The organism is Halorubrum salipaludis (genome assembly GCF_002286985.1).
GTDB lineage: Archaea > Halobacteriota > Halobacteria > Halobacteriales > Haloferacaceae > Halorubrum > Halorubrum salipaludis.
Genome location: NZ_NSKC01000005.1, coordinates 147,938 through 164,820, shown reverse-complemented (window position 1 = coordinate 164,820; position 16,883 = coordinate 147,938). Strand labels below are relative to the sequence as shown.

The 16,883-nt window shown below is 69.8% G+C and carries 17 protein-coding genes and 1 tRNA gene; 11 read left to right on the top strand and 7 right to left on the bottom strand.

Annotated features, from left to right (window positions below):
• Nucleotides 1-19 precede the first annotated feature (19 nt).
• From CK500_RS10625 to CK500_RS17740, 3 genes are all read right to left on the bottom strand, one after another.
• On the bottom strand, nucleotides 20-1,267 hold the full coding sequence (locus CK500_RS10625; protein WP_095637207.1) for a PQQ-binding-like beta-propeller repeat protein: 1,248 nt from the start codon (nucleotides 1,265-1,267) through the stop codon (nucleotides 20-22).
• Nucleotides 1,268-1,327: 60 nt separating this feature from the next.
• A complete protein-coding gene (locus tag CK500_RS10620; RefSeq protein WP_095637206.1) occupies nucleotides 1,328-2,062 on the bottom strand; it encodes a carbonic anhydrase in 735 nt (244 codons plus the stop codon).
• 116 nt (nucleotides 2,063-2,178) lie between these two features.
• Nucleotides 2,179-2,313, bottom strand: coding sequence for a hypothetical protein (locus CK500_RS17740; RefSeq protein WP_269843956.1), 135 nt, complete (start codon nucleotides 2,311-2,313; stop codon nucleotides 2,179-2,181).
• A 92-nt stretch (nucleotides 2,314-2,405) separates the two neighbouring features.
• Here CK500_RS17740 and CK500_RS10615 point away from each other — a divergent pair, with 92 nt between their 5' ends.
• Nucleotides 2,406-3,092 carry an AAA family ATPase gene (locus CK500_RS10615; RefSeq protein ID WP_233139121.1) on the top strand — a complete coding sequence of 229 codons (687 nt, stop codon included), beginning with the start codon at nucleotides 2,406-2,408 and terminating at the stop codon, nucleotides 3,090-3,092.
• A 133-nt stretch (nucleotides 3,093-3,225) separates the two neighbouring features.
• Entirely contained in the window at nucleotides 3,226-3,510 is a 285-nt protein-coding gene (eif1A, locus tag CK500_RS10610) for a translation initiation factor eIF-1A (RefSeq protein WP_004046489.1), read from the top strand.
• Between the two features lie 59 nt (nucleotides 3,511-3,569).
• On the opposite strand, the gene CK500_RS10605 is transcribed toward eif1A, so the two are convergent.
• Together CK500_RS10605 and gpmI are read right to left on the bottom strand one after the other, a co-directional pair.
• Nucleotides 3,570-4,712: a thiolase family protein gene (locus tag CK500_RS10605; protein WP_095637205.1), complete on the bottom strand. Its 1,143-nt coding sequence runs from the start codon at nucleotides 4,710-4,712 to the stop codon at nucleotides 3,570-3,572.
• Between the two features lie 107 nt (nucleotides 4,713-4,819).
• Nucleotides 4,820-6,385 carry a 2,3-bisphosphoglycerate-independent phosphoglycerate mutase gene (gpmI, locus tag CK500_RS10600; protein WP_095637204.1) on the bottom strand — a complete coding sequence of 522 codons (1,566 nt, stop codon included), beginning with the start codon at nucleotides 6,383-6,385 and terminating at the stop codon, nucleotides 4,820-4,822.
• A gap of 119 nt (nucleotides 6,386-6,504) precedes the next feature.
• On the opposite strand from gpmI, the gene CK500_RS10595 reads away from it, so the two are divergent.
• The 5 genes from CK500_RS10595 (at nucleotide 6,505) to CK500_RS10575 (ending at nucleotide 10,389) form a co-directional block, all read left to right on the top strand.
• Nucleotides 6,505-7,302, top strand: coding sequence for an HpcH/HpaI aldolase family protein (locus tag CK500_RS10595; protein WP_095637203.1), 798 nt, complete (start codon nucleotides 6,505-6,507; stop codon nucleotides 7,300-7,302).
• 78 nt (nucleotides 7,303-7,380) lie between these two features.
• A complete protein-coding gene (locus CK500_RS10590) occupies nucleotides 7,381-8,052 on the top strand; it encodes an ArsR/SmtB family transcription factor (RefSeq protein ID WP_095637202.1) in 672 nt (223 codons plus the stop codon).
• Nucleotides 8,053-8,154: 102 nt separating this feature from the next.
• Nucleotides 8,155-9,075 (top strand): DMT family transporter, encoded by a 921-nt coding sequence (locus CK500_RS10585; RefSeq protein WP_095637201.1) that lies wholly within the window; start codon nucleotides 8,155-8,157, stop codon nucleotides 9,073-9,075.
• A 72-nt stretch (nucleotides 9,076-9,147) separates the two neighbouring features.
• Entirely contained in the window at nucleotides 9,148-9,741 is a 594-nt protein-coding gene (locus CK500_RS10580) for a GNAT family N-acetyltransferase (RefSeq protein ID WP_095637200.1), read from the top strand.
• A gap of 69 nt (nucleotides 9,742-9,810) precedes the next feature.
• Complete coding sequence (locus CK500_RS10575) at nucleotides 9,811-10,389, top strand: transporter (protein WP_144049550.1); 579 nt, start codon at nucleotides 9,811-9,813, stop codon at nucleotides 10,387-10,389.
• 91 nt (nucleotides 10,390-10,480) lie between these two features.
• Here CK500_RS10575 and CK500_RS10570 read toward each other — a convergent pair whose 3' ends face one another.
• Both CK500_RS10570 and CK500_RS10565 read right to left on the bottom strand, forming a co-directional pair.
• The gene (locus tag CK500_RS10570; protein ID WP_095637199.1) at nucleotides 10,481-10,933 is read right to left on the bottom strand and encodes an RNA-binding domain-containing protein; all 453 of its coding nucleotides are present in this window, start codon (nucleotides 10,931-10,933) and stop codon (nucleotides 10,481-10,483) included.
• Nucleotides 10,930-11,589, bottom strand: a complete 660-nt coding sequence (locus CK500_RS10565) for an AAA family ATPase (RefSeq protein ID WP_095637198.1) — start codon at nucleotides 11,587-11,589, stop codon at nucleotides 10,930-10,932. The genes CK500_RS10570 and CK500_RS10565 overlap by 4 nt, the downstream gene beginning before the upstream one ends.
• 273 nt (nucleotides 11,590-11,862) lie before the next feature.
• Between CK500_RS10565 and CK500_RS10560 the strand changes: the two genes are divergently transcribed.
• From CK500_RS10560 to CK500_RS10545, 4 genes are all read left to right on the top strand, one after another.
• Nucleotides 11,863-13,155, top strand: coding sequence for a DUF1102 domain-containing protein (locus tag CK500_RS10560; protein ID WP_095637197.1), 1,293 nt, complete (start codon nucleotides 11,863-11,865; stop codon nucleotides 13,153-13,155).
• Entirely contained in the window at nucleotides 13,152-15,977 is a 2,826-nt protein-coding gene (locus CK500_RS10555) for a DUF4350 domain-containing protein (RefSeq protein WP_198951547.1), read from the top strand. The genes CK500_RS10560 and CK500_RS10555 overlap by 4 nt, the downstream gene beginning before the upstream one ends.
• A gap of 75 nt (nucleotides 15,978-16,052) precedes the next feature.
• Nucleotides 16,053-16,127, top strand: a tRNA-Arg gene (locus CK500_RS10550).
• Nucleotides 16,128-16,308: 181 nt separating this feature from the next.
• On the top strand, nucleotides 16,309-16,860 hold the full coding sequence (locus CK500_RS10545; protein ID WP_095637196.1) for a hypothetical protein: 552 nt from the start codon (nucleotides 16,309-16,311) through the stop codon (nucleotides 16,858-16,860).
• Nucleotides 16,861-16,883 lie beyond the last annotated feature (23 nt).

Here is a 16,883-nt window from a genome sequence, read left to right as displayed (position 1 = left end):
CGACCCGGCCGCTCAGTCTTCAGTCGGACAGCGCGACGATCCGACCGTCCTCGGCGACCACGAGTACCTCCGCGGTCCCGTCGCCGGTCGCGTCCGCGAACAGCGGGCCCGCGTACACGACGGCGCCGCTGGGTCCACCGATATCGCCGCGCGCGATCGCCTCGCCGTTCTGGTTCAGCGCGAGCACGCCGCCGTTCTGATTCACCGCCACTGGGCCGGGAGAGCCGTCGCCGTCGACGTCGGCGACGCCGGGCGCGTTCACCCGGGTGTCGCCGCCGTACTGCTGCTTCCAGACGACTTCGCCGTCGAGCAGGTCGACCGCCCAGACGCTTCCGCTCCCACCGACGTAGACGCGACCGGGGTCCGCGTCGCCGACGGTGACGGGCTCGTCCTGCAGTCCGACCTCGTAGCGGCTCCCGCCGTCGGCGACATCGAGCGTCTCAAGGTTCCCGTTCGCGCCGCCGAGCGCGAGCACCGGACCGCTCCGGGTGTCGGCCGCGCTCCAACTCAGGGGGGTGACCGACGGAGTCGTCGTCCATCGCACCTCGCCGCTCGCGTCGAGCAGGCTGATCGAACGCTCGCCGTCGACCGCGGTCGCGACCGCGAGCCCGCGGACGGCGTCGCCCCCGGCACCGCCGAAGTCGACCGCCAGCGGCCGACGCTTCACCGAGGCGTCGAGGTCGGTCTCGAACACGGTCTCTCCGCCCGCGTCGACCGCGCGAACCCGTCCGTCGGTCGTGACCGCGGCGACCTCGCCGTCGCCGTCGCCGTCGAGGTCGCCGATCGCCGGTCGGAGTCCGCCCGATCCGCCGAGGTCGACCGCGAATCGCTCGGTGCCGTCGGTCGGATCGATCACGACGAGGGAGCCGGCTTCGGTCGTGAACGCGACGACCTCGTCGCCGCCGAGTTCGCCGGCGGCCAGCCCGCTCGTCGCCGGGGGATCCGTGCCGTTCCCGTCGCCAGTGTCGCCGGTGTCGCCGTCCGCCCCGCCGACCCCCGTTCGCCACTCCACGTCGCCGCCCACCGCGGTGGCGCGTATCGTCGGGGCGCCGTCCTCGACCGTCGGCTGGAGGACGAGCGGGTCGCCGTCCATCGTGGCGACGACCGCGCCGGTGCCGTCGTCGCCGGCGACGGGCTCCGACTCCCAGACGACCTCGGCGTCCGCCGTAGCGTCGTCGAGGCCGACGAACGCGAAGAGGGCGACCCCGACGCCGGTCGCGCCGCCGGCGAACAAGATCAGGCTCGCGAACAGAACGCGGCGGTCCATTACCTGGGGTTCGGTCGTCGGCGTGATACCCCTGTCGGATGCGGCGGGCGACGAGGAGGCCTACAGCAGCGTAGCGACGTGGTCCGCGTGCGACGGCCCGACCAGATCGCGGAGGACCTCGGGGTCGCGCTCGCCGTCGGCGTTCACGAGGTAGACCGCTCCGTCGCGGCCGCCGTAGGCGCCGTGGAAGTCGTAGACGAAGCCGTACACGTCGGCGTCGGCGCCGGTTTCGGTCTCGCGAGCCATCGCGACCTGTTCGTGGACGTTGTACTCGACGAGGCGGTTGCGGAGGCCGGGGGCGTCTTCGCCGGCCCCCCCTCCGTCGGCCGCCTCGTTGTCGCCGGTCCCCTCGCCGGCGTCGCTCTCAAGCGCGTCGATCCCCGCCTCGACGATCGGGACGAGCTCCTCCACGTCGGCCCTGACGCCGGGTTCTCCGGGGATTTCACCCGTCCGAACCGCAGAGAGGGCCGCGCCGACCGCGCCGCACCCGGTGTGTCCGACGATCGCGAGCGCTTCCGTGCCGGTGTACGCGAGCGGGTACGCGACGCTGCCCGCGAGCACGCGCTCGCCGTCGACGCGGTCGGTGGCGCGGTTCCCGATGTTGCCGGCGGAAAAGAGAAACCCCGGCCGATCGACCTCCCACATGCCCTCCTGCGACACGCGGGAGTCCGAACAGCAGACGGAGACGACCGAGGGACGCTGACCGTCGCGCTGATTCGCGAAGGCGTCCGCCCCGAGCGACGCGACGTGCTCGTCGTTGCGCGCGAGGAGATCGGTGAGGAGATCGCGTCCCATACCCGTCGACTCGCTCCCGAGTCTGAAAAGGGGGACGGACGTGGCGAGAATAAGGGACGGACGCCGCGAGAATCGGGGAGTAGGCGACCGAGATCGGTTCGGAGGCGATCAGGCGATCAGACGAGCAGGCCGACGATCTGCACGAGGAATCCGACGACGAAGACCGCGAGGAGGGCGATCGTCGCCACCACGACGGCGGGAGAGAGGGCCTCTTCGTCCTGATCGAGCACGAGCGACTCCATGTCTTCCATGCGAGACCCGTCGTGGCGACGGGGTTTGAACGCTTCGCTCGGCCGCCCCTGAAGGGAAGCTTCATTTACCTCTCGACGGACCGTGCGGATGGATGAGTGACGGAGGACGGCCGACGGCCGGAACCGAGGGGGCGCCGATGTCGAACGGTGACGCGGCCGACGACGGGGGACCTCGAGGGGCGATCGCCGATCCGCCCGACCCGCCCTCCGAGGGAGGGGCCGCCGTCGACCCGGCGGCCGGATCGACGACCGCCGCCGCGTCCGGGGGCGGCGCGCTGGTCGTCGTCTGCGGGCTGCCGGGCGTCGGCAAGACGACGGTGGCGGAGCGGGTCGCCGCCCACGTCGACGGCGAGATCCTCCGGACCGACGTGATTCGGAAGGAGCTGTTCGAGGAGCCGGCGTACACCGACGCGGAGACGGAGGCGGTGTACGCGGAGCTCATCGACCGCGCCCGCGACCGCGTCGCCGCCGGGTCCGCCGTCGTCCTCGACGCGACGTTCGCGGACGCCCGGTTCCGCGCCGACGCCCGCGAGGTGGGCGAGAGCGTCGCGGGCGGGTTCGCCCTCGTCGAGGTCGAGTGCGACGAGCCGGTCGTCGAGCGCCGGATCGAGCGCCGCGACGGGATCAGCGACGCCGACTTCGAGGTCCACCTCCACTTCAAGGAGCTGTTCGACCGGATCGAGACCGACCACGTCGTCGTCGACAACTCCGGCGATCAGGCGGAGACGTTCGCGCAGGTCGACGCCGCGTTCGACGCGAAACCGGGCGACGGGAAGTGAGCGCGGGCGGCGATCGGCGTCGCGGTGACCGGACTCCCCGTGTCGTGCCACCAGTTTGCACGACACAGGTTCGCACGAGAAACGCGCACACGTATCTCCCATCACTTATACGGCCCACCGTCATATGTAGTGTATGAGCGAAGAATCCGGGCGTCGGAACCTCCGAATGCCCAACGACGACGAAGTGTTCGCCGTGGTGACGGAACACCTCGGCGGGAACCACGTGCGACTGCGCTGCGTGGACGGCGAGACGCGGATGGGCCGGATCCCCGGCCGCATGAAGTACCGGACGTGGATCAGCGAGGGCGACGTGGTCCTCGCGGAGCCGTGGGACTGGCAGGACGAGAAGGCGAACGTCGAGTGGCGGTACGACGACGACGACGCGGACCAGCTCCGGCGCGAAGGCCATATCCAGTAACTCCGCGGCGCGGTGTCACCGGAAGGTGTTTTTAATCTCCCGAGCGACGGCGCCGAGCGCTATCTGCTGAACTCTATCGCCGCGCCCTGCCCGAAGCCGACGCAGAGCGTCGCGAGCCCGCGGTCGGCGTCCCGCTTTTCCATCTCGTGGATCAGAGTGACGGGGAGCCGCGCGCCGGACGCGCCGAGGGGGTGACCGATGGCGATGGCGCCGCCGTTGACGTTGTACTGCTCCTCGTCGATCCCGAGCTCGCGCCGCGAGTACTCGCACTGGGAGGCGAACGCCTCGTTGAGCTCCACGAGGTCGTAGTCGTCGATGCTCCGGCCGGCGCGGTCGAGCAGGCCGCGGGTCGCGGGCACCGGGCCGATCCCCATCACGGTGGGGTCGACGCCGGCGACGTTGTTCGTGCCGACCTCCGCGAGCACGTCGAGGCCGTGGTCCTCCGCGAACGCCTTGCTCGTGACGAGCGTCAGCGACGCGCCGTCGGAGATCTGCGAGGAGTTCCCGGCGGTCACCGTGCCGTCCCCCGTGAACGCGGGCGAGAGGCCGGCGAGCTTCTCGGGCGTCGTGTCCGGGCGGATCCCCTCGTCTTCCTCCACGAGCCCCTCGTCGGTCTCCACGGGGACGATCTCGTCGTCGAAGCGGCCCGACTCGGTGGCCTCGGCGGCGCGCTGATGACTGCGGGCCGCGTACTCGTCCTGCGCCTCGCGGCTCACGTCGTACTCCTCGGCGACCTTCTCGGCGGTCATCCCCATCTGGAGCTGGAAGACGTTGTACTGCTCCGAGAGCTCGGAATGGAGGTGTTGGTAGGAGTCGCCGTCCATCGGGACGCGGCTCATGTTCTCGACGCCGCCGGCGATGATGCAGTCGCGGTTCCCGGCCGCGATCGCGTCCGACGCCGAGATGATCGCCTGCATCGAGGAGGCGCACCAGCGGTTGATCGAGGTCGCCGGCACCGACTCGCCCAGATCGGAGAGCAGCGCGATGACGCGCGCGACGTTGTTGTCCTGTTCCGTCCGCTGCTGGGCGACGCCCCACATCAGGTCGTCGACGTGGTCGCTCGTCAGCCCCGTCTCCGCGAGCGTGTGGTCGATGAGCCGCGTCGAGAGGTCCTCGCTGCGGACGTCGGCGTAGACGCCCCCGTCGCGTCCCTGCGGCGTTCGGTAGGCGGCGGCGATAACCGGCGTGGTCCCGTCTGTCATGATCGATCGCTGGCGCGTCAGGGACTTAAAACGGCGTGGAACCCGAGTGAATCTGACCGGGGTTTATCGTTTATCACGCGTCGACCCGGGAGCGATCGTCCCCCGAATTACTCCGTCAAGAGGCCCTCGCCGGTCATCTCCTCCGGACGGTCGAGCCCCATCAGATCGAGCAGCGTCGGGGCGATGTCACAGAGCGAGCCGCCCTCGCGGACCGCTCGTCCCCCGTCGTCGCCGTCGGGCGTCAGGTACACGAAGGGGACCGGGTTGAACGTGTGGGCGGTGTGGGGGTCTTCGGGGGTCCCCATGTCGTCGGCGTTGCCGTGGTCGGCCGTCACGACCGCGTGGCCGCCCGCGTCGGCGACCGCGTCGAGGAGCCGGTCGAGCTGGGCGTCCACCGCCTCGACCGCCTCGACCGCGGCGTCGAAGTCGCCGGTGTGGCCCACCATGTCGGGGTTCGCGTAGTTCAACACCAGCAGGTCGGGGTCGTCTTCGGCGATCGTCTCGACCGCCTCGTCGGTCACTTCCGGGGCGGACATCTCCGGCTGCTGGTCGTAGGTGGACACGTCCGGGCTCTCGACGATGGTCCGATTCTCGCCGGGGAACTCCACCTCCCTCCCGCCGTTAAGGAAGTAGGTGACGTGCGGGTACTTTTCCGACTCCGCGATCCGGAGCTGGGTGCCGTCGACGTCTGAGACCACCTCGCCGATCGTGTTCGCCGGGATCTGCGGCGGGAACGCGACCGGGAACTCGAACGTCTCGTCGTACTCGGTCATCGTGGTCATGCGGATATCGGGCTGGTCGAGATCGAACTCCCACGCGGGCTGCGTGTCGGTGAGCATCCGGACCAGCTGGCGGGCGCGATCCGCCCGGAAGTTGAAGAAGACCACGGCGTCTCCGTCATCGAGCGCCGGCTCGTCGGCCACGAGCGTCGGCTCGACAAACTCGTCGGTCTCCCCCCGAGCGTGGGCCTCGCGGGCCGCCGCGACCGCGCTCTCGGCCTCGTGCGGGGCGTCGCGGGAGACGATCGCGTCGTACGCCTTCCGCGTGCGCTCCCAGTTCTCGTCGCGGTCCATCGCGTGGTAGCGTCCCGTCACGGTCGCGACGTGACCGGTTCCGCGCTCGTCGGCCTTCGCCGTCACGTCCGCGAGGAACTCGTCGGCGATCTCCGGGGCGGTGTCGCGGCCGTCGGTGAACGCGTGGCTCGTCGCCGGCACCCCGGCGTCGGCCGCCGCGTCGATCAGCGCGAGCAGGTGTTCCACGTCCGAGTGGACCCCGCCGTCAGAGACGAGCCCCATGAAGTGGACCCGTCCACCGGTCGAGTCAGCGTGGTCGAGCGCGGCCGCGACGGCGTCGTTGTCCGAGAGCGACCCCTCGGCGAGCGCGTCCGTGATGCGGGTGTACGCCTGCTTGACGACCCGCCCCGCGCCGATGTTCAGGTGGCCGACCTCGGAGTTGCCCATCTGCCCCTCCGGGAGCCCCACGCGCCGCCCGTGGACGACGAGGCGGCCGTCCGCGCCGCGCTCGGTGGCAGCGTCGAAGGCGGGCGTGTCGGCCGCCGCGACCGCGTCGCGGCCCGCGGGACGTCCCGAGGGATCGACCGTCTCCCCGCGCTCGCCGTCTCCTGCGCCGCCGCCGAGCCCCCAGCCGTCGAGAATGATGAGCGCCGTTTCCATACCCCTCGTTTCCGTGGGCGAGGTAACTACTCTTCGCCTCGCGTCGCCCCGGCGGTCCCGGGATCCGGGCGCCCGTCGACCCCACAACGGTTTGTCCGCGGCGACCGACGTGACGGACGATGGGAACTCACTCGCGCACGAACGAACTCGCGGCGACGGTGGCGGACGGCGAGGTCGCGCTCGGACTGCTCGACAACGCGTACAGCCCGAATCTCGTCGAACTGTACGGTGAGGTCGGGGTCGACTTCGTCTGGCTGGACTTGGAACACGGCGGGCCAGACCCGTGGGACGCGGGCCTGATCGAGAACCTCCTCCGGGCCGCTGAGCGGACCGGCGTCGAGCTGCTCGTCCGGCTGCCCGACTCGGACCCGGCGCTCGTGCGGAAGGCGCTCGACCTGGGCGTCAGGAACGTCTTCCTGCCGCGGGTCGAGGGCGCGGCCGAGGTCCGCGAGGCCGTCGCGTCCGCCCGGTTCGAGTACGACGACGAGCCCGGCGACCGCGGGCTCGCCGCGCCGCGGGCGCGCCGATGGGGCCTGGCGGACGACTACGTGGAGACCGAGGACGCCGAGACGATGGTCGGTACCACGATCGAGACCGCGGCCGCCGTCGAGAACATCGACGCGATCCTTGACGTCCCGGAGCTCGGCTTCGTCTTCCTCGGGCCGTTCGACCTGTCCGTCTCGCTCGGCCATCCCGGAGAGATCGACCACCCGGAGGTGCGGGAGGCGGTCGAGACCGTCCGATCGAAGGCGATCGCGGCCGGCGTGCCGGTCGGCGGGCTCGCCTTCGGCGTCGACGACGCGGACGAGAAGGCGACGGAGGGATACCAGATCCTGAATCTCGGTAGCACCACCGGAGCGCTCCAGAAGACCGTCTCCGGCTGGCTCGACGCGTACGAGGACGGCGACGCGGAGTGACGCCCGACGACGCGGAGTGACGCTCGACGGGCGCCGGGGAAGTCACCCTTTTCCCTCTCCGACGCTAACCATACGTTAATGGACTCCGCGGTACTGCTCGATCTCCTCGGCAACGAGAACCGGCGGCGCATCCTCCGGCTGCTCGCCACCAAGCCCTGTTACGTCACGGAGATCTCGGAGTACCTCGACGTGAGCCCCAAGGCGGTCATCGACCACCTGCGGAAGCTGGAGGAGGCCGGCCTCATCGAGTCGACCACCGACGACCAGCGCCGCAAGTACTTCCGTATCGCCCGGAGCCTCCGACTGGAGGTGAGCGTCTCCCCGTACGGCTTCGGGGCGAAGAGCGCGTACCCCGCGAAGAACAGCTTCGACATGGCGGCCCGGTGCCAACACCTCTCGATAGAGGTCCCCGACGGGTCCGGGTCGTCGAGCGACCTGGCCGACCTCGCCGACGAGTTCGGTCGGCTCCAGAACCTCGATCGGGAGCTCTCGCTGGCCCAGCGGTGGGTGCAGGGCCGCGTCGAGGACACGCTGGCCGAGATCGACGAGCGGCTCGGCACCGAGTCCGACAGCCGCTTCTTCGCGGCGGTCCTCGCCGCGCTGGTGGAGACCGACGGCACCCCGGCGGCGGTCGCCGACGAGGTCGGCGCCCGCGAGGAGACGGTCGCCGACGCCCTCCGGCGGCTCGCGGACGTGGGGGTCGTCGCCCGCGACGGCTCCGCCGACGTGGACCGCTACCGGATCCGGTAGGGCGCGGGGCCAGCGGTCGAGAGTCGCCGCCGAGGCGCACCGGTCCCCGCACAGTCGGCCGCTTCCGGAACCTTTTGGCGCGCGCCCGGGAGAGGTCGACGCGTGAGCAGAGCACGGAATCTCGCGTTGTTCCTCGTCCTCGCCGCGGTGTGGGGGTCGGCGTTCATGGCGATCAAGGCCGGGCTGGCGTACTTTCCGCCCGTGCTGTTCGCCGCGTTCAGGTACGACGTCGCGGGCGTCGTCATGCTCGCGTACGCGGCGTACGTCGTCGACGACCCGATCCCGCGGGGGCGCGACGAGTGGGCCGTCGTCGCCGTCGGCGCGACGCTGATCATCGCCGCCTACCACGCGTTCCTCTTCGTCGGCGAGACCGATCCGGCCGTGACGAGCGCGGTCGCGGCCGTGATCGTCAGCCTCTCGCCCGTCTTGACGACCGTCTTCGCGCGCGCCTTCCTCCCCTCCGAGCGGCTGACGGTCGTCGGCGTGATCGGTCTCCTCGTCGGTCTCGTGGGGGCGGTCGTGCTGGCCGCGCCGGACCCGAGCAACCTCGCCGGCGGCGGCACGGTCCCGAAGCTGCTCGTGTTGCTGGCGGCCGCGTCGTTCGCGCTCGGGTCGGTGTTGACGCGGGCGTCCGACGCCGACCTCCCGATCGAGACGATGGAGGCGTGGTCGATGCTCCTCGGCGCGGCGCTGATGCACCTGCTGTCGCTCGGGCTCGGCGAGTCGGCCGCCGACGTGGCGTGGACCGCCGAGGCGCTCCTCGCGCTCGGCTACCTCTCGGTCGTCGCCAGCGGGCTCGGCTTCCTCATCTACTTCGATCTCCTCGACCGGCTCGGCCCGATCGAGATCAACCTCGTCTCGTACGTCGCGCCGGTGTTCGCCGCGGTCTCCGGGTGGCTGTTCCTGCGGGAGGCGATCACCCTCAACACCGTCGCGGGCTTCCTGATCATCTGCCTCGGCTTCCTCCTCGTGAAGCGGGCGGCGTTCAGGGACGCCCTCCGCGAGTACGGCGTGGTCGAGTGACGAGGTACTGACGGACGGTACCATCCCCCACTCCCGAGGTGGTTTTTATACGCACCCGCGAGACGGGCGGGTATGTTCCCCGAGACGATCGAGACCGACCGGCTGCGACTGGAGCCGCGGTGGCCCGAGAACGTCGACCTCGACGACTGCTACCGGATCTGCTCGTCGGACCCCGGGATCGACGAGGTGACCGAACACGTCACGTGGGATCCCCACGAGACGAAGAAGGAGACGCTGGAGTTCCTCGAGCGCGGCTGCGAGCGCTGGGAGGACGACGAGGCGGCGAGCTACGTCATCCGCCCCCGCGAGGGCGAGGACGGCGCGGGCGAGATCGCCGGCTTCGGCGGCTTCACCGTCGACTGGGAGAAACGGACCGCGGTCCTCGGCACCTGGCTCCGCAAGCGGTTCTGGGGCCGCGGCTACTCCGGCGAGCGCGCCGCCGCCCTCGCCGAGGTCGCCTTCGACGACCTCGATCTCGACCTCGTCGCCGTGAGCCACCTCCCCGAGAACGACAAGTCGCGGCGGGCGATCGAGAAGTACGTCGACCGGCTCGGCGGCCGCCGCGAGGGGCTGTTGCGGAACCACATCACGTTCACGGACGGCAGCGTCCACGACGAGGTCCGGTACTCGATCTCGCAGGGCGAGTGGCGCGAGGCGACGGAGTAGCGGAACACGGGCGGCGCCGAGCACACCGACCCAACAGACACTTATGACCGCCGAAACGACACCGAGCACATGTCTGTCCCCGACCGATCGAACCGAACGCAGGGAATCGTCGGCGGCGCGGCGGCTGGCGCCGTCGCGTACGTCCTCGGCTATCTCGTCGTGTACGTGACGCAGGGCGACCGGATCGAGGAGGGCCTCTCGGGGATCAACTTCTTCGCCGACCTGTTCGGCGGCGACCCGATCTCCACCTGGCAGGCCGCGGGGTGGATGTTCTACAACGCCCACTTCGTCGACGTCAACGCCCCCTCGCTGATCGGCGGCGCGCAGTCGGGGAACCTGATCACGCAGGCCGACGGGGGGTCGCTGTCGCTGCTGTTCGTCCTCCCCCCGCTCCTCCTTATCGTCGCCGGCCTCGTCGCGGGCCGGACCGCCGGCGCGTCCGATCCGGCCGACGGGGCGCAGGCCGGCGCGTTCGTCCTCGCCGGCTACCTCCCCCTCGCGGTGATCGGGGCCTTCCTGTTCCGGTACTCCGTCGGTGACGGGACGGTGGCACCCGACCTCGTCACCGCGGTGCTGCTCGCCGGCGCCGTCTACCCCGCGGTCTTCGGCGCGATCGGCGGCGCCGCCTCGTCGCTGCTGAGCGACTGACTCCGAGAAGCGGCGACTCGACTTTTCGGCGGCGTACCCAAAACCGCCAGAACCGCTCGTAGCGCCGGTACCGCCAAAACCGCCAGAGCTGTCAGTACTCCGCGTCCTCGGGGTCGATCCGGTCGCCGTACTCCCGGGCGGGATCGACGGGGCGCCCCTCGTCCGTCTCGGGCGCGACGTAGTCGATGAACGCCTCGACGTCGGGCTCCCGGACGCGGACCTCGACGTCGATCTCGCCGAGCTCGTCCGGCTCGCCGACCGCGAAGTTGACGACGCCCTCGAACGCCGCCTGCTTCTTCAAGGAGAAGTCGAACCCCTCGTCGGTGCTGTTCTGAAGGAACACCCGGCGGGCCGTGTCGAGGATCTCCTGTTCGTGGAGCACGTCGGAGAAGGCGTCGAGGGCGTGCGCCTCGGCGACCAGCATCCCGTCCTCGTGGACCGGCTCCGCGTCCGGGAACACGTTCTCGACCGCGTCGGCGACCCGATCGGTGACTTCGGTGTCGTTGACTGGGGCCTCGATCCGCACGTCGACGCTGTAGATCACGAGCCGTCACCTCCGGCGTTCGGGGCCGCGGGGTCGGTGTCGGACTCCGGATCCGGATCGGCGTCGCCCGCCGCGCCGCCGTCGGCGCTCTCCTCGCTCGCCTCGCCGTCCGCGACGCCGAGTACCTCTCGGACCCGCCGCCGGAACGCCGCCAGCGTCCCGGTGTTGTCGATCTCGACGTCGGCCCGGTCGAGGGTCTCGCCGAGGCCGAGCTCGAGCTCGCGGGCGTCGCGCTCGCGGAGGGCCTCCAGGTCGGAGTCGGAGTCGTCACGGCCGCGCTCGTCGAGCCGCTCGGCGCGGAGCTCGAAGGGCGCGCGGACGGCCACCAGCGTGAAGTCGTCGCCGAAGGCGTCGCGGAAGCGCTCCAGTTCGACGGTCGAGCGGAGCCCGTCGACGAGGACGGCCTCGCGGTCGCTCTCGGCCGCCGCCTCGCGAATCAGCGGGAGCGTCCGGGCGGCGATCGCGTCGTCGCCCTCCTCCTCGCGGAGCGCGCCGGCGATCCGACCGTGGTGTTCGGCCGGGTCGAGCCCGCGTCGGCGGCACTCCGCCCGGATCACGTCGCCCATGACGACGACCGGGATCCCCGCCTCCTCGGCCACGTTCGCCGCCTCCCCCTTCCCGCTGCCGGGGAGGCCGACGGTTCCGATGACGTTCATTGGCGGCGAGTAGTCCCGTGCCGGACTTAGGTCTGCTGTTGGGGCCGCGAGCCTCGCCGACCGACCGTTTCCTCCGTGGAGCGCTATATATCTGGGAACCCGAATACAAAACACAATAGAAGTAGTATAAAAATATATAAACTATCTCTCGGATTCGTTTAACGTGGCTGACGTGTGCCAGCAAGTCCCTTGCATTCGCCCGCTCTCCTCCGCCGGCGCTCGGTTCTCTGACGGTGGACACCCGCGGCGACGCACGGCGGCCGCGGACGATCCATGCGACGACGAACACTCATCACGGGAGCGGCGGCCAGCGGTATCGGCGGTATAGCACTCATCGGAACGGGCGCGTTCGACACGGCGAGCGCGGAGCGGACCGCGACGGTGAACTTCGCGGACGACGAGGACGCCTATCTGGGGCTGGTCTCGAAGAGCGCGTACGCGACGACGGACGGCGACGGCGAGCTCGCGCTCGCGTTCGGCGACGTCTCCGGCGACGGCGACGGGATCGGCCGCAACTCGCAGTTCTTCTTCGACGAGGTGTTCGCGATCGCGAACCAGGGGACCGAGACGGTCTCTATCACCGCGAGCAGCGACACCGACGCGTTCGACGGCGAGTTCCGGCTGTACCCGACCGGCGACCGAGACGGCACCCTCGACGACGAGGACAACGCGATCGTCTTGGAGACCGGCGAGGAGCAGTCGGTCGGCACCCACGTCGAGACGGGCGACGTCGACGTGACGAACGAGCTCGACATCGAGATCACCATCGAGGCGGCCTTCGAGGAGGGCGGCGACGAGCCGGACGAGCCGGAACCGGAGCCGCCCGAGACGATCGACGAGACGGAGTTCTTCTCCACGTCGAGCCTCGTCGACGCGAACGGCGAGGTGCTCGACGACGACTCCGTCGTCGCGGTGTGGGCGGAAGCGACGGCCGACAACGAAAACTCGGAGGACGACGACGGGTTCGTCTCGTATCCCGACGACACCGGAATCCCGTTGGCAGCGGCGGACGGGAACGTAGTCGGGTTCGGAGCAGATCTCGGCCCGGACGCGAGCAGTGAAGACGACAATCGGACGCTCATCGCGAACGCCTGGCAGACGGTCCTCGACGGGACCGGAACCGTGCTGTACGACGAGACCCACGGACAGGAACTGACGCTCGACGCCTTCTCGCAGCTCCAATCGGTAGCAGAGGGTCGGGGGTTCGACGTCGAGTCGATCGACAGCGACTTCGTCGGCTCGCTCGACGGTGCGGACGCGGTGATGATCGCGACATCCGACGGCGACGTGGCGAGCGTGGGCGGATTCTCCGACACGGAGCGGTCCGAACTCGCCGACTTCGTCGACGACGGCGGTGCGGTGTTCCTCCACGGGACCGCGTCGTTCGACGGCACCTCGAACGACGCGCTGAACGCGGTGCTCGCCGACCTCGACGCCGCGTTCCGGTTCAACTTCGATCAGGTGGTCGACAACGACAACAACGGGGGCGATTTCTACATCCCGCGGACGAGCAACTTCAACGACGACGAGTTTCCCGACTTCTTCCTCGCGGAGGGTGAACTATGAAGCGCCGCAGCGTCCTCATCGGCATCGGCGCGACCGCGGCCGGCGGCGGGGCGATCGCCACGGGGGCGTTCGACACGGCGACGGCGGAGCGGACCGCGACCGTCGCGCTCGCGGACGACGCCAGCTCGCTCCTCTCTTTGACGCCGCTGGACGACGAGTACGCGTTCGTCGACGACGACGGCGAGCTCGCCTTGGTCTTCGACGAGGTCGAGGGCGGCGGCACCGGCTTCGGCTCGAACACCGTCTACGAGATCGGCGAGGTGTTCCAGGTCAGCAACCAGGGGACCGAGGACCTCGGCCTCTTCGCGGAGGTCGAGGACGGGAGCCTCGGCGACGCGAGCTTCGAACTGACCGTCGACGGCGAGACGCTCGGTCCTGACCCGACCGTCGAGCTCGGCGTCGGCGAGGCAGTCGCGGTCGGCGTCGAGATCGACTCCGGCGAGGACCCGACCGACGGCGAGGTGGCGATCACGCTCGGCATCGGCGACGGACCGATCGAAGACCCCGGTGACGAGCCGGGCGAGGGGCCGACCGAGTTCGTCGACGAGCTCGTCTTCGACTCGACCGCGAGCCTGTTGGCGGCGGACGGCTACCTCCCCGAGGACGCCGTCGCGGTCGCCGCCGAGCCGACGGCGGAGTCGGTCGACGAGGACGGCAACGGCGACGACACGAGCTACCCGGACGACGCGCCGCTGCCGCTGATGGCGGTCGACCAGGAGCTTCCGGTGGTCGCGTTCGGCTTCCCGTTCGCCAAGGACGACATTCAGTTCGGAAGCTACGGCAACGAGGAAGTGCTACTGAACGTTCTCGACAAGTACGCCGCGTCGGACACGGTCCTCTGGGATGAGGGGCACGGCCAGTTTTACACCCTGGGTCAGGGTGAAGGAGACGGCCACAATAACTTCGAATCCTACGCCGAGGAGAACGGATACACACTGGAGGCGACGACGGAACTCGGAACGGACCTGTCCGGTTCGGCCGGGGCGATCGTGATCACGTCGCCCTCCGAGTCGTTCTCCGGGAGCGAGATCGATGCGCTCTCAATGTTCGCCGACGCGGGCGGGCTGATCGTGTTGATGGACCAGTCCGACTACAGCGACTACGACGAGACGGACAACCTCAACGCCCTAGCGAACGGTCTCGACTCGCAGATCCGGTTCAACGACAATCAGGTGATAGACGACGAGAACAACGACGGCGCGAACTTCGCACCCACGTCGACCGATCTCGACACGGAGAGCTATCCCGAGCTGTTCGCCGACCGCGACGGGCTCGGGCTCGAACTCGACCCAAGCGAGGAGTACGAGGTCGAGGTCGTCAGCGTCACCGACGGCGACACCGTCGACGTCCAGTTCGAAGGCGGACAGGTCGAAACCGTTCGCACTCTCGGACACGATGCGCCGGAAACACAGGCGGCTAACGAGCGTCCCGAGGAGTGGGAGGGGATCGACGACGTGGACACGCTCGGCTTCTGGGGCGACGAAGCGACCGACTACGCGCAGGACGCGGTTCCGGTCGGTGAGACGGTGACGCTCTCCTTCGACGAGAACGAGGGGCTTCGCGGGAACTTCGGTCGACTGCTCGGTCTGATCGAGACGGACGACGGACTGTTCAACGAGAACCTCATCGCCGACGGCTACGCTCGCGTGTACGACTCCGGGCTCGGGCTCCACGATCAGTTCTGGGAGGCGGAGGCCGACGCGCGCGAGAACGGTCGCGGGCTCTGGGCCGACAGCGACGTCACCGCAACCCCCGTCGTCGGCGACGCCCCCGTCGACGAGCTGTTCGTCCCGTCGGCCACCGCGGTCGCGACCGCCGACGGCGACATCGCAGACGACCGCGTCCCCGTCGAGTCCGAGGGCGGGGACCCGCTCGTCGGCGTCGACGCCGACAGCAACGTCGCGTTCCTCGGCGGACCGCTTCCGGACGAGAACTTCGAAGGGGGCGAGGACGGACCTGGAACCGATCCGTACGGCAACTACGTCTTCCTCGCGAACCTGATCGACGCCGTCTCCGCGGACGGGCGCGAGGGGAGCGTCGTCATCGACGGCGGACACGGGCAGTTCGCCGCGGACTACGCGCTCTCCGCCGAGGACGCCGCCTACTTCCAGCGCTACCTGGAGGGGTTCGCGATCGAGTTCGACGGGAAGAACGACTTCGACGACGACCTCGGCCGGGACCTCGCGGAGGCCCGGGCGGTCCTCGTCACCGCCCCCGACGACGGATTCGGGAGCGACGAGGTCGCCGCGATCGAGGACTTCCGCGACGACGGCGGCGCCGTGATCCTCGCGAGCGCGGCCGGCGACGACGCGAGCGACGCGCGCGACAACCTCGACGCGCTCGCCGCCGACCTCGGGTCCGACCTGCGGACCGGCGACGCGGTGACCGACGACCAGAACAACCTCGGCGGCCCCGCGAACCCGACGACGACGAACTTCGACGCCGACTTCGACCTGTTCGACGCCTACGGCGACGGCGACGACGGGGGCGGCGGCGGAGATGTCTACCTCGCGATCGACGAGCTGGTCGAAGCCCCCGCGGGCGACCCGGTCCAAGACGAGTACGTCTCGTTCGTGAACCAGGGCGCCGAGACGGTCGACCTCGACGGATACGTCGTGTACGACGAGGTCGACAACAGCTACACCTTCGGCGCGGTCAGCGTCGATCCCGGCGCGACGATCACACTGTACACCGGCACAGGTACCGACACCGACGACACGGTGTACTGGGGTCGGACCGGGTCGGCGATCTGGAACAACGGCGGCGACACGGTGTACGTCGAGGACCCGGACGGCACCCTCGTGATCGAGCACAGCTACTGAACGCGGTCGACTCGGGACGACTCCCCGACGCGAACCGCGGGCGTTTTTTAGACCCGGCAGAGTAGAAGCAAATGAGGGCACATAGCTCAGCCCGGATAGAGCGTCGGACTTCTAATCCGACGGTCGTGGGTTCGAATCCCACTGTGCCCGTTATCTGCGAGCAAAGCGAGCAGTAGCGGTACAGAGATTCGAACCCTATCAGTCGCGCGCAGTGAGCGAAGCGAGCGAGCACGTCTGATTTTGGTTCGAATCCCACCGTGCCCGTTCGTTCGTCGTGCGGTCGGCGGTGTTCGTCACAAAGCATTTCATCGTTCCGCGACTGGCTCGCCGTATGCAGCCCTCCAGACGCGGCTATCTCGGCCTTTGCGGCGTCGCCGGCGCGGTCGCGGTCGCCGGCTGTACCGGCGCCCTCCCCGACGATCTCGTCTCGGGTGACGCCGTCGACGGTGGCGCCGGCGAGTCGGGACCGACGGAGTCCGAGTCCGGCTCGGAACCGGCCGGCGACCCGGTGGCGGACGACGCTTCCCTTCGGGTCACGCTCACGGTCGACGAGACGCGGACGCTCTTCGAGAGCCGGCACGTCGAGACGGTCGGGCCGGTGGAGACGGGTCAAAACGGGATGCCCTACCTCGCCCTTCGACTGACCGACGAGGGGGTCGAGGCGGCCACCGAGACGGCGGTCGCGGCCGACCTCGGCGAGCGGTACGAGGACGCCGAGATCGCGGTGATCGCCGACGGCGAGAAACTGAACCGGTTCGGCGTCGCACAGCCGCTGGCGCGCTCCATCGTCGACGGCGAGTGGGACGGGGCGTTCCGGATGACGTTCGAAAGCGAGGCGTCCGCAGAGTCGTTCAGGGAGACGCTCGTAACCGGGTCCGGTTGAGAAGGCGCTCCGAGATCGGTTTA